Annotated in this window: 11 protein-coding genes and 2 pseudogenes; 8 read left to right on the top strand and 5 right to left on the bottom strand. The window is 45.5% G+C overall.

The features are described from left to right. Window positions 1-142 precede the first annotated feature (142 nt). Window positions 143-1,666 (top strand): threonine ammonia-lyase, biosynthetic, encoded by a 1,524-nt coding sequence (ilvA, locus tag V4C51_RS15330; RefSeq protein ID WP_330927051.1) that lies wholly within the window; start codon window positions 143-145, stop codon window positions 1,664-1,666. A 329-nt stretch (window positions 1,667-1,995) separates the two neighbouring features. Here the strand turns inward: ilvA and V4C51_RS15325 are convergent, their stop codons facing one another. The 3 genes from V4C51_RS15325 to V4C51_RS15315 form a co-directional block, all read right to left on the bottom strand. Next, the gene (locus V4C51_RS15325; protein ID WP_330927050.1) at window positions 1,996-2,652 is read right to left on the bottom strand and encodes a DUF2959 domain-containing protein; all 657 of its coding nucleotides are present in this window, start codon (window positions 2,650-2,652) and stop codon (window positions 1,996-1,998) included. A 1-nt stretch (window position 2,653) separates the two neighbouring features. Continuing rightward, a complete protein-coding gene (locus V4C51_RS15320; RefSeq protein ID WP_420797684.1) occupies window positions 2,654-2,854 on the bottom strand; it encodes a YqaE/Pmp3 family membrane protein in 201 nt (66 codons plus the stop codon). A 349-nt stretch (window positions 2,855-3,203) separates the two neighbouring features. Then, a complete protein-coding gene (locus V4C51_RS15315; protein ID WP_330927049.1) occupies window positions 3,204-4,301 on the bottom strand; it encodes a hypothetical protein in 1,098 nt (365 codons plus the stop codon). On the opposite strand from V4C51_RS15315, the gene V4C51_RS15310 reads away from it, so the two are divergent. The 5 genes from V4C51_RS15310 (at window position 4,300) to V4C51_RS15290 (ending at window position 8,457) form a co-directional block, all read left to right on the top strand. After that, complete coding sequence (locus V4C51_RS15310; RefSeq protein ID WP_330927048.1) at window positions 4,300-4,467, top strand: hypothetical protein; 168 nt, start codon at window positions 4,300-4,302, stop codon at window positions 4,465-4,467. The genes V4C51_RS15315 and V4C51_RS15310 overlap by 2 nt on opposite strands. A gap of 385 nt (window positions 4,468-4,852) precedes the next feature. Next, a complete protein-coding gene (gene udp, locus V4C51_RS15305; RefSeq protein ID WP_330927047.1) occupies window positions 4,853-5,620 on the top strand; it encodes a uridine phosphorylase in 768 nt (255 codons plus the stop codon). A gap of 95 nt (window positions 5,621-5,715) precedes the next feature. Then, entirely contained in the window at window positions 5,716-6,687 is a 972-nt protein-coding gene (locus V4C51_RS15300; RefSeq protein WP_330927046.1) for a lysozyme inhibitor LprI family protein, read from the top strand. Window positions 6,688-7,092: 405 nt separating this feature from the next. Further along, the gene (locus tag V4C51_RS15295; protein WP_330927045.1) at window positions 7,093-7,617 is read left to right on the top strand and encodes a hypothetical protein; all 525 of its coding nucleotides are present in this window, start codon (window positions 7,093-7,095) and stop codon (window positions 7,615-7,617) included. Window positions 7,618-7,953: 336 nt separating this feature from the next. Further along, the gene (locus V4C51_RS15290) at window positions 7,954-8,457 is read left to right on the top strand and encodes a hypothetical protein (protein ID WP_330927044.1); all 504 of its coding nucleotides are present in this window, start codon (window positions 7,954-7,956) and stop codon (window positions 8,455-8,457) included. 833 nt (window positions 8,458-9,290) lie between these two features. Here V4C51_RS15290 and V4C51_RS15285 read toward each other — a convergent pair. Next, window positions 9,291-9,653, bottom strand: coding sequence for a hypothetical protein (locus tag V4C51_RS15285; protein ID WP_330927043.1), 363 nt, complete (start codon window positions 9,651-9,653; stop codon window positions 9,291-9,293). 115 nt (window positions 9,654-9,768) lie between these two features. On the opposite strand from V4C51_RS15285, the gene V4C51_RS15280 reads away from it, so the two are divergent. After that, entirely contained in the window at window positions 9,769-10,269 is a 501-nt protein-coding gene (locus V4C51_RS15280) for a hypothetical protein (protein ID WP_330927042.1), read from the top strand. Between the two features lie 530 nt (window positions 10,270-10,799). Next, window positions 10,800-11,650: pseudogene (locus V4C51_RS18075) on the top strand (IS3 family transposase); the annotation flags it as partial. Window positions 11,651-11,877: 227 nt separating this feature from the next. Here the strand turns inward: V4C51_RS18075 and V4C51_RS15265 are convergent. After that, window positions 11,878-12,496: pseudogene (locus V4C51_RS15265) on the bottom strand (dipeptidase); the annotation flags it as partial.

The raw sequence follows: 12,496 nt of genomic DNA, 5'->3' as shown, positions 1-12,496 counted from the left end.
TTTGCTTAAATAGGTCAACTATTCGCGCAAATCCATCGAAAAATCTGACTCGCTCTACTGAATTTCATGCTCGAAAGCTTAAGCCCGACAGGCTCCTGGCTAAAAACGCCCCTTGGATAATAACAGCAAATTTTAGAATACGATGCCCTACGACTATATTCGTAAAATCCTTGAAGCGCGTGTTTATGATGTGGCTGTTGAGACGCCTATTCACTCAATGCCTTTTCTAAGTGCGCGCTGTCAAAATGACATTCTGATCAAGCGAGAAGATCTGCAACCGATTTTCTCGTTCAAGATTCGCGGCGCCTATAACAAGATTGCTTTGCTCAGTGAAGCGGATAAAAAAAAAGGGATTATTACCGCATCGGCGGGTAATCATGCACAGGGCGTAGCGCTATCAGCGAAAAAGCTCGGCATTGACGCGCTGATTGTGATGCCTACGACGACACCTGATATCAAGGTGCGCTCAGTAAAAGAAAAAGGCGCGACAGTCATACTCCATGGCGATGTATTTGCGGAGGCGTTGGCTTATTCCATGGAGCTTGTTCAAGCCCATGGCTATACCTACATTCATCCTTATGATGACCCTGATACCATTGCCGGGCAGGGTACTATTGGTGTTGAAATATTGCGCCAGCATACAGGTGAGTTAGATGCTGTTTTTATTCCTGTTGGCGGTGGTGGTCTGGCTGCGGGTATCAGTATATATATCAAATACTTACGACCCGATATCAGGGTCATTGGGGTTGAATATGAAGAGTCTGCCTGCCTGAAAGAAGCGCTGAAAAATGGTGAGCGTACGGTGCTCGATCATGTTGGCTTGTTTGCTGACGGTGTTGCCGTTGCTCAAATTGGTAAGGAGACCTTTACTCAGTGCCGGGAGTTTATTGATGGCGTGGTGACGGTCAGTTCCGATGAAATCTGTGCGGCCATCAAAGATATTTTTGATGATACCCGTTCGGTGTGTGAACCTGCGGGCGCACTGGCTGTTGCTGGCTTGAAAAAATACATTGAGAACAATCAGGTATCTGGTCAGACGCTGTTGGCTATTAACAGCGGTGCCAATATTAATTTTGACCGGTTACGTTATGTGGCTGAGCGGGCAGAGCTGGGAGAAAAGCGCGAAGCCATCTTATCTGTGACTATCCCTGAGCAGCCAGGAAGCTTTCGTGCCTTCTGCAATGCCCTCGGTAAACGAAGTGTGACGGAGTTTAATTACCGTTATCACAGTAAAGCGTCTGCCCATATTTTTGTGGGCGTTCAGGTACACCCTGATCTGCACACCTCTGATGCCCTGGTTGATCAGCTCCAACAGCAGGGGTACGTTGTGGATGACTTGACTGATAATGAGATGGCTAAACAGCATGTTCGTCATATGGTCGGCGGACGTTCTGCTGCCATTGTCAATGAGCGGGTCTTTTGCTTTACCTTTCCAGAGCGCCCGGGTGCCTTGCTTAACTTTCTGAATAAGCTGGGTGACCGCTTTAATATCACCTTGTTTCATTATCGAAATCATGGTGCAGCTTATGGACGCGCGATGGTTGGCCTTGTTGGTGTGGGTGTTGATAAGATGGGTGATCAGCATGTTGAAGGTTTTCTGCAAGAGATTGGGTATCCCTATCAGGAAGAAACGGATAACAGTGTTTACAGAGACTTTCTCGCTTAGTTAATGTCACGCAATAGAGCTGACGTCTATCTTGCCAGCGCTTACGGTAGTTAGGAGCCTGTCGGACTTAAGACAATTTCGGCCTAAAATCCAGGAAGTGCGAGAAAATGCGGCCAGAATTTCCGATCAATTTGCTTAAACAGGTCAACTATTCGCACAAATTGATCGAAAATTCTGACTCGCCCTACTGAATTTTATGCTCGAAAGCATAAGTCCGACAGGCTCCTAGAAAAGACGATTGATATGAAAAGGCCATTGATGTCAGCACAGGCTTGCATCAATGGCTCTTAGGCAGACTCAGAGTGTTCTGAGCCTGGGCTGACTCCCGTTTATTTGTGCTTTTTCAGGGTTTTTACAAACTGCTTCGATTGATTAATGGACGTCTGCATAGCTTGAATCAGCCGTTCAATATCCGTTTTGATGGAGGTGAATTCTCCTTTCAAGGCAGAAATCGCGCGAGCATTCAGGTTGTGTTTGAGGTAGAGCACCTGGTCATGGAAAGCATTGAGAATAGGCTGCATCTGCTTTTCTGATTTTTCCAGGCTGGCCAGCATTTGCTGGTAGTTGCGTTCAGTGGCTTTCAGTTCCTTGGCGCTGGCATCGCGCAGTCTCTGGTTAGTGTATTGTTTGAGCTCCCCCCGCCATTCTGCAAACAGGGCTTCGGAGACACTTTTAACACCATCAATCCGTTTGCGGACGTTATCGGCAGCACTGACACTGCGTTCATACTCCTTGTTTAGCTCATTATAAACAGCTTCAAGATCACCACCGTTGAAGTTAACGGTATGGCGAAACCGCTCCAGTGCTGATTTGAATTGTGTCTGGGCTTCTTCCTGGGCGGTTTGGCTGCTTTCAATCCGATCTACCATAATGTCACGCTTATGGTAGCCGACCTTTTCCATGGCACTGAAGTAGGCGCTTTGGCAGCCGACCAGCAGTGTGACCATCCCTGCCAGGAACAGTGGGTACAGCTTAAACACTGGCATGCTATTTTCCCTGTTTGTTAATGGCATCAATCACCGCTTTATTGCGCTTGTCGGCCAAGTGGCTGTTGACCACAAACAAGGCGTGGATCATGCCCGGAATCCAGCCCAACAGGGTCAGAAAAATATTCAAAATGCCTTGTATCGGCTTGCCACAAAGAAACACGGCGACAGGGGGAAGTAAAATGGCGAGAAGGTAGCGCATGGTATCCTCGTTATGCCCTTGTTAATGGAGTTTTGGATCATACGCTTATAGTACGTGTTAAATGACCTGAGTTCGACATAACTGTTGTGTCATAATGTCCACTACGCCGCACTTTCTGGATTTCAGGCCGAAATTGTCTTAAGTCCGACAGGCTCCTTAGGAGCTGTTGACAATCTTTTATGGGCTGCACCGACCTGACAAAAGTCGTCTGTTTTGGATTTTTCTCCGTTACTTAGCACCATCAGGCTTTCAGAAAATCAAAAAACAGGCAGGCTTTTTCATGGGGTTCGCTTTTCTTGAAAGACCATGAACAGCTTCTCATAAACCCGCTTCTCTGCCTTTTTCTCCATCAGTCATGAAGCAGTGTGTATTTGTCAGTAAGCACGACTGCCTCATCAACTTTACTCTTGCCGTAAAGCCGCATTATGTCTTTAAGCAGTTCTGAGTCTTTTATTATAGAACGGATGGTTTGTTTATGTGAATTCCACTCTTTTATATCCATGTTAGCAGATGTCAACCGTTTATAGGCATGTTCAAATGCTAATATCCTCTCAGTTTTTTCTTCAACAGACAGGGATTCCTGAGGGGCTTTTTCGCTTTTTTGGGACTGTTCAGCAGATGTAATTGGCAATGCTGTCAACCGTTTTGATTTTAGTTCGGACTGGTGGTTGGTGATCTTGGTTTTATACCATCCGTCAAGCATTTTTATCATTCTATTATGATGAATTTTGCTTGAATTAATCATTAAGCGAGCAATTTTATCGCGATTTTCCTTGAAAGTCTTGTAAATGAATAAATATTGATATTTTGCCAAGGCCTCCACGGATACCCCTTCAAGTTCAGCCGCATGCATAAGTGCATTTTTTTCTTCAGTGGATAAGCAATCAAAAAAATTAAGAAAGTGGTCACTAGGTGGCGCGCATTTTTCTAGAAAATCTTTTGCTATTTCATTGAATGTTTTTGAAAAAGTGTCTTTTGATATCATATTGGTTAAAGCTTTATAGCACTCCGTATGAACTTTTTTTAAACTCAAATGAAATTCATGGGTATCCTCATGTTCAATTTTTGTCTTTAGTTCATCATATTTTTCTATGATACACGATTTCACTCTTTCGTTTATCATATTGTTGATTGTTTGAGTGATAAACCTTTCAGTAGGAATTTTTATTCTTCTTAATGTTAATTCGAGGTGATGGGGTGGATCCATGTATTTTGAGCAACTTTCCTTGGTCGTATAATCATTGAGTGCCTGGGATGCTTTCTGAAGGCCGCGCCCGACGTAAGACGAAAGGGAATAACCGGCCATAGCTGCCAGGGCGATCACAAAGTGGGGGTAATCACAGTCCATAAAACCCTGGGTCGACAGGGAGGCTTCGTCAAATACAGAGGCGTTTTCTGCCTGTCCATAGGGCTGATTACCCAGCACAGTGGCGTGAGCGATTGCCATGGATAAAGGCGGTGTGACCACGGTAATGGTCCGGCCCAACAGGCTTGTAGCCCAGGAACCGAGCATGGCACAAGGGGCCAGAACCGCACTCATTCTGGAAGAAGGTTCAGTCAAACGTATACTGCCCCCGACTTTGGCCGTTGTAGACGAACCCTTTGGAGAGTGAGTTTTTCCCCTTTTTTTAGGGTTTTCCCGACGTGCCCTTGCATTGTGTTGCTGTGGGGATGTTCTTCTATGTGTAGGGTTCATCGGTAGCTCCTCGGTACGTACAATTGTTGGCAGTCAGTGGTTTAATCACGTTCTTTACTCTAGATACTTTTTTACTGGAATAGTTCTGCCAACAGGGTCAGTACAGCTAACAGACAGGACAACTTTATCCCTGTGCTGCCCCTTTTACCGTGTGAAACCGTGTGAACTAAGGTCGTTCATGCCCTGGTTTTTCCGTTAGCATAAGGTATATGTATCGTATGACCGATGAAAAGAACACCGATCGCCGATTTCTGCTACTATGCTGAAAAAATTAAGTCCAAACAATTTTCAGGAGATGTGTTATGGGCGACCAGCGTGCTTTTCATTTGGGTGTTTGTCGCCGTGATTTGCAAGGGGCAGAGCTTGCCATTGTGCCGGGTGACCCTGAACGAGTAAGGCGCATTGGCGAGTTGCTTGACAGCGCTGTTGAGTTAACGCGCCAGCGGGAGTTTACCAGCTGGTATGGTGAGTTAGAAGGTAAGCCACTGGTGGTATGCTCCACGGGAATTGGGGGGCCTTCCACCTCCATTGCCGTTGAAGAACTGGCTCAGTGTGGGGTCAGAACCTTCCTCAGAGCAGGAACCACCGGAGCGATTCAGCCCCATATTAACGTGGCTGATGTTATCGTCAGTACCGGTGCTGTTCGCCTTGATGGTGCCAGCTTGCACTTTGCGCCTATGGAATTTCCTGCCGTTGCCGATTTCGCCTGCTCCCAGGCACTGGTCAGTGCCGCGCGGAAACATGAAATACCCTGTGTAACTGGCATCACCGCGTCATCAGATACGTTTTATCCGGGACAGGAACGTTATGATACCTTTTCAGGACGAGTTACCCGTCAGTTCCGTGGCTCCATGAAAGAGTGGCAGTCAATGGGTGTGCTCAATTATGAAATGGAAGCCGCAACACTGTTGACCATGTGTGCCAGCCTGGGGTTACGCGCAGGTTGTGTGGCAGGTGTCATTGTTAATCGTACGCATACCGAAAGTCCTGATGAGGCGCGAATCGCCAGTGTGGAAAGCAATGCCATTGCTGTGGCTGTGGAAGCGGCTCGATTGTTACTTAATGCTTGAAAATTCAGTTTGTGAAGTAAATGCTCTTTTGCCCCAGGAGCTAATGCCGGAGAAGCTAAAGCATTCGTCCTGTCCCTGAAATCGGTGTGAAGACAATGAAAAAACAAGGTTCTGGCTTTTTGCGCTTTAACTATCTGGCCTTGTTGTTTACTTTGTTGACAGCAAGCGTCGGGCTTGCTGCTTCTCCTTCTTCTTCTTCCTCCTCCCCTGCTCCTGCACAAAAAAGCGTTGAAGCCATGTGCCGGGAAGCCGGTGAAATTCAGCCAGCACAACTAACCGCATCCGATAAAAAAGCGTTTGCTGACAAGGCACAAAGTTTTTATCCGGTTTTACAGCTGGCAGAAGCCATATCAAAACGTAATGCCTATAAAAAAGACAATAACCGGTTGGTGTTGCAACTGATTTGCCATGAAGGTTTTATGGCGCCATTAGAGAATGAGGTGGCCGTTAAAGATGCATACCATCACTGGCAATCAGGTGAGCACTTTCTCTTTAATATTTGCAACTATGTCAGCAGTGGGGCCACACAGGGCTTCTGCGCGGAGCGCCGGGCAAATCAGCAGGAGCTCGACCGTAAACATGCGCTGAAAAACGTGCTCAGTAAGTTAAAGCCGGATCAGCAAAATGCGGTTAATGAGGCCTATAAAGCGGCCATAAATTTCTACACTGAGAAGGCAGATAAAGAGGAATTTAATGCTGGAACGAGCCGGGCGGCTTATTCCTTTGAGTCAGTCAGCACTCAGAAAAACCAGTATATCGCTCGTATCAGCAACACCTTAGAGGGTAAACTGCCGTTAAAATTTCCTGATTACGAAAAGGCTGACAGGACACTGAACGATGTCTGGCATAAAGTCAAAGCACGCCTGGAAGGTAAACCAATTACTGATCTGAATATGACGATTTCTTTTTCCGGTGTGCGTGATGTGCAACGACAGTGGCTGGTGTTTCGGGATAAGACAGCAAGCATGTTAGCAATGCTAAATCCAGGTGTCACCGTGCAGCAATGGAAAGGACGTTTGACGCAGGAGCGGACAAAAGAGTTACTGAGTATCGCGCAGTTCAAATAGTAACAGGCTGAATACCCATCGTCTTTCAAACGGCTACCTTGTTGGCGTTTCGTTGGCGTTTCGTTGGCGTTTGTTCATCGGCCACCTACTCCTTGCAGCTTTTTTGGCTTCCTTTCTTGCCGCTGTGGAGCAGCTTTAAATACTTTGGGTATAAGCCTGAATAGTCGTTCATGATCTTTTGTTAAAAGCACTAAGCAGCTAGCTTTATCGGTGATTGCCAGCTTATAAAAGATTGCGAACAACTGCTTGAGGTGGGGTAGAGGTAATGAAGGATATACCAGCGTCGTTTATTTAAGGACCGATTACCATTATCGTGGCGGATTACTGATTTTGCTGGAGTGACGGGCTTTTGGTATTTCTGAAGTGCAGCTACCTATAAGTAGTACTGGATGGTAGAGGTATATCATGAGTATGAAGTCTATTTTATGGGCTAGAAAGCCCGTGGCGAAAAAATCGTTTGCTCTATTTACTCTATTCTTTTGCCTATCCATCTTAGGTAAGGCTTATAGTTCAAATGCTGTTATTGAAGTTGAAAATAGAATAGCCCCAGGTCAGAAATATTACTCAGAAAAAGGCTATACAATTAAACCCAGTGGTCATGGTCGTTGTATGTACGGAGTTTACTCTCGCGCTTCGTGCTCTGTCACTTATGGCAACGGCAGTTGCAAGCTAGGCATACATTATTCCTCCTCAACAAAAGGAAGTTGTTCAGTCAAGGAAAGCTGGCAGGATTTCGAGGTTATAAACAATGATACAGGCCATGCTGTCGGCAAGTTCAGATGGAGAAAGAGGATTTGGAATGATCCTGATTTAAAATTGACAGAAAATCCTGGCGCGTTTATGGCGGATAGAACAGATGATAACGAAGTGTCCGGCGTATTGAATTTCTGGACTTGGTTGTCCAGATCCGACCGGACAGATACCTTCTAAAAATCGGCCACTGTCAGGTCGAGTTTGAACTACTTTAGCTGATGGAATGTTTCAACTGAAGCTTGCTAATGAGGATAAGAAGTAATATCCATCACACTGCTGTGTTAAAACTCCTCACAATAGCAGGCTTCACTCGCCGTTTTGCCTTGCTCTGCTGTCCAGTTTGTAAGCTCTTACGGTAGTTTTGCTGGAGTGACGGGGCAATGGTATTTCTGAAGTGTTACCGCTAACCCGGATATTTCATAAACTGCCCTTAGAGCCGCAAGGAGCAAGCAAGGCCAGGAGCATGTTTATGAAATATCCGGGCTAAGTAGTAATGTACGATAGGAGTTTACCATGAGTATGAAGTCTATTTTATGGGCTAGAAAGTCCGTGGCAAAAAAATCGTTTGTTCTATTTACTCTACTCTTTTGCCTATCCATCTTAGGTAAGGCTTATAGTTCGAACGCTGCTCTTAAAGTTGAAGATCAAATAGCCCCAGGTCATAGATATTTCTCAAAAAAAGGCTATACGGTTAAAGCCAGTGGTCATGGTCATTGTATGTACGGAGTTTACTCTCGCGATTCATGCACTGTTTTATATGGGAAGAACAGTTGCAAGCTAGGCATACATTATGCGTCCGCAAGAAAAGGTTGTATAGTCTCAGAAAGTTGGCAGGATTTCGAGGTTATAAACAACGATACAGGCCATATTGTCGGTAAGTTAAGATGGATAAAGAAGCCTTGGAATGATCCGTATTTAAAATTGACAGAAAATCCTGGTGAATTTATGGCGGATAGAACAGATGACATCGCTGTGTCCGGCGTATTGAATTTGTGGACTTGGTGGATTTGGTTTTAGTCCAGATTCGACTGGACAGATACTCTCGGTAATCACACTACTTCAGCTGATTGAATGTTTCAACTGAAGCTTACTAACCCGGATATTTCATAAACATGCTCCTGGCCTTGCTTGCTCCTTGCGACTCTTAGGGAGTTTTGCTCAGTTGACCGTACTCCCCGGTACGGCGCTCCCTCGCAAAATCCCTTAGAACCGCAAGGTTCTGCGCAATTCTTAGGGCAGTTTATGAAATATCCGGGCTAATGAGTGTAAGAGGTAATACCCATCAAACTTTCTAACTTGTCACTGCATATGCGGCAGATTACTGATACGTAGCATGATCTCGGTAAACATGCGCATATGCATTTGTATATCTTTTGTCGTTTTAAATTCATTAGGGGTATGCCCAAGTGACCTGATTGATGGTCTGAGGTGGATGTTCTTAAGTTAATGGCATTGGGTATTTCTCTGGCTACTGTTGGATCAGCGGCTTCTACAGATTTACCTGCTTGTCCGGTAACCTGTGAATAAATATTTCGCAGCGTTTGCACCCAGGAAGGTCCGGGTTCATGGTACATCCAGTGATCGAAAGATACCTGGATCTTCATATGACTGTCAGTGTCGCGGGCATATTGGTTCAGCCTAAATTAATCAGTTGAAATCAGCACCTTTGTTGTCATCTTTATTATAAAGGTCATTAATATCAATACTGCGGACAGTTTTAGACAGTCTGGTGTCTGATGCTGCAAGACCTACAGCCCAAGGGGCGATTTTATGGTAACTCAACGGTAGGCGTGAGTTGCCATAAAATAACGATACACCTTCAAGTCTTTGGCAGCCGTGGGCTTTAAGCCTCAAAAACTGTCCGCAGTATTGTTAATATAATGCACTGCTTTATTATATTCGTTATCAACAAAGGTTAGATGACTGGCTGCCAGAAAACCGGCCATGGCTGTTACCGTGTTTACCCTTTGTTCAGGTTGTGAGCTATGTGTGGAGGTGCTGGTCACAACGACCCTGACCTGGTTCTGTTCAGGGCTGACAGTAATGGTGACATCACTCCCTGTGTCGGATAAAAAACCAGGCTTTTCGGTATTTAATTGTTTAGCGACGTCTGTTGGGTTACCACTTAAAATGACAGCCGTTGACTCAGCGCTAGTTTGGTTTGGGAGACTGCCTGTGAACTGTGTGATGGCGGGCTTTTTGGCATTTGGCAAAGGGCTAGCCGGAAATACTCGTTGTCATGTTGGATTACTGACTTTGCTGGAGTGACGGGGTAATGGTATTTCTGAAGTGTTACCTCTAAGTAGTAATGTACGGTAGGAGTTTATAATGAGTATGAAGTCTATTTTATTGGCTAGAAAGTCCATGGCAAAAAAATCGTTTGTTCTATTTACTCTATTCTTTTGCCTATCCATCTTAGGTAAGGCTTATAGTTTGAATGCTGTTATTGAAGTTAAAAATAGAATAGCCCCAGGTCAGACATATTACTCAAAAAAAGGCTATACAGTTAAAGCCAGTGGTCATGGTCGTTGTATGTACGGAGTTTACTCTCACGCTTCATGCACTGTCGTTTATAGAAAAGACAGCTGCATACTAGGCATACATTATGCTGCGTCCGCAGAAAAAGGTTGTGTAGTCAAGGAAAGCTGGCAGGATTTCGAGGTTATAAACAATGATACAGGCCATGTTATCGGCAAGTTAAGATGGAAAAAGAAGCCTTGGAATTGGCCGGATTTAGAATTGACAGAAAATCCTGGCGCATTTATGGTGGATATAACAAATGGCCATGTTAAGTCCGGCGTATTGAATTTCTGGACCTGGTTGAAGTGAAATGGACCCCAAAAATCAGACAGTGGTGTAAGCTCTGATCAATAGCAAATTGGATAGAGCCATTATGAGCCAAAAGCGCGCGCAATACAGTTCAAATTTCAAGTCGAAGGTTGCCCTCGCAGCCATCAAAGGTGATCAATCAGACAACCGCTGAGATTGCCGCACGTTTTGAGATCCACCCGACCCATGGTAACGACCTGGAAACGGGAGCTTCTGGAGCGTGCCCCAGAACTGTTTCAGACCTAGGAGCCTGTCCGAGAATAGACTACCCTACTGCGGTTGCGATAAATTGGTCTAAAAATTCCTGCTTCTTCGTCAAATAGCCCCACTATTATCCTCAGAAGCAGAAATTTTTATCCTCAATTTCTCGTAATCCTCGCTACGGGCGCTATTCTCGGTCAGGCTCCTGGGGAGCCAAGCAGGAAAAGGATCATCAATTTGAGGTTGATAACCTCTATGGACAGATAGGCCCGTTGACGGTAGAACGCGGCCTTTTAGCCCCTTAGCACGAAAGCTCGATCATTCGATCATTGAAGAAAGGTCTTCGCCTTTCTCTGGTCGAGCACAATAATCCAGACGTATCCATTGTCAATCAGTGTCGTTTACTTGGCGTGTCACGGTCAGCAGTCTACTACCAGCCACACAACGATCTATCGGAGGATTTGTCGTTGATGCGCCTGATAGACGAGCAGTACCTGAAAACCCTTTTATGGATCACGCAGGATGTGTACGTTTTTATGGGGTTTGGGGTACAAAATCAACCGCAAACGGGTTCGCCGACTGATGCGGCAAATGGGGTTGGAAGCCATCTACCCCAAGCCCAGAACCAGTCTACCCAGCCAGGGGAACAGGGTTTATCCCTATCTGTTGAGAGGGCTGCACATCAGTCGCCCTAATAAGGTATGGGCAAGGGATCTGACCTATATTCCCCCGGGGCGAGGGTTTATGTACCTGGTTGCCATTATGGATTGGCACAGTCGGCGGCGGGTATTGGCTTGGCGATTGTCCAATACCATGGAGGCTGATTTCTGCGTAGATGCGCTTGAGGAGGCACTGGATCGTTATGGAGTGCCAGAAATCTTTAACAGTGATCAGGGTAGCCAGTTCACCAGTGACGCTTTCACAGGTGTACTTTAGGAACACGGCGTTCAGATCAGCATGGATGGCAAAGGATGTTACCGGGATAATATCTTTGTCGAGGGGCTCTGGCGTAGTGTAAAGTACGAATGTATTACTCCAGCATTACCTGAAGGCATTTGACAATGCCGCTCAGTTGAAAGATGAGCTGAGAAAGTATTTTCAGTTGTATAATCTCGAGCGACCTCATCAGGGGTTGGGCGACAATACGCCCGACCAAGTCTATTTTAAGCAGGCAGCCTGAGCCTGACGAACGGTAGATCAGAGATTAACTAACTACTCAGGTTGTTTGATTGCTGGGAACCACTTCATGCGAGAAATTGAGGATAAAAATTTCTGTTTCTGAGGAGAATAGCGGGGCTATTTGATGAAGAAGTAGGAATTTTTAGACCAATTTATCGCAACCGCAGTAGCGCAGTCTATTCTCGGACAAGCTCATAGGCGAAAAGGCAAGGCAAAGTTGTTGAGTGTTCACTGCATATGCGGCAGATTGCTGATACGTAGCATGATCTCGGTAAGCATGCGCATATGTATTTGCATATCCTTTGTCGTTTTAAATTCATTAGGGGCATGCCCTGTGGCCTGATGGCCTGGGGTGGAGGTTCTGAAGTTAATGGCATTGGGTATTTCTTTGGCTACTGTTGGATCAGCGGCTTCTACCGATTTACCTGCTTGTCCGGTAACCTGTGAATAAATATTTCGCAGCGTTTGCACCCAGGAAGGTCCGGGTTCATGGTACATCCAGTGATCGAAAGATACCTGGATCTTCATATGACTCTCAGTGTCGCGGGCATATTGGTTCAGTTTTTTTTCAATTGTCTGTTTTAGCTCGCTGGCATTGTGTTCCTGGGGGGTGAACACATCAGTAGTAACGACAAGTCCTTTTTTCGTTGCTTCCAGATAAGTTGTTGAGAGGACTAATGGCTTCATAAAATCACCAGAATGGGCAACATCACCCCTATTATCCTTGTCATCTTTATTATAAAGGTCATTAATATAATGCACTGCTTTATTATATTCGTTATCAACAAAGGTTAGATGACTGGCTGCCAGAAAACCGGCCATGGCTGTTACCGTGTTTACCCTTTGT

The sequence above is a fragment of the Candidatus Sororendozoicomonas aggregata genome, assembly GCF_031528575.1.
Lineage (GTDB): Bacteria > Pseudomonadota > Gammaproteobacteria > Pseudomonadales > Endozoicomonadaceae > Endonucleibacter > Endonucleibacter aggregata.
This window is presented reverse-complemented; position numbering and strand designations above follow the sequence as displayed.